Source organism: Veillonella sp. ZSJB6, assembly GCF_051549505.1.
Classification (GTDB): Bacteria; Bacillota; Negativicutes; order Veillonellales; family Veillonellaceae; genus Veillonella.
Map to the genome: position 1 here is coordinate 1 of NZ_JBPUGE010000112.1, position 254 is coordinate 254.

The 254-nt window shown below is 54.7% G+C and carries 1 protein-coding gene; it reads left to right on the forward strand.

Annotation, left to right across the window (positions count from 1 at the left end; genetic code table 11):
- Positions 1-254: hypothetical protein (locus ACSV5T_RS10100; RefSeq protein ID WP_438321046.1), on the forward strand; the 254-nt coding region annotated here is incomplete at both ends.

Here is a 254-nt window from a genome sequence, read left to right on the forward strand (position 1 = left end):
TGTTCGGCATCGATTTTCGGGCCTGGTATCGGGCCGGTGAATGGACCGAGCGCTATCGTTGCTATTCGTTGACGTCCTATCGGAATATCATCTCGAACGTCGGGATGAGCCGAATGACACTGATGACGGACGGAACCGCTCGCGAGGCGTATCAGATTGGGACAGTCATGACGGACGAGGACCGACAAGGACTAGGACTTGCCACCCGTATTTTCAAGCATGTGTTCAAACAGCATGACGCCGATGGCTTGCCT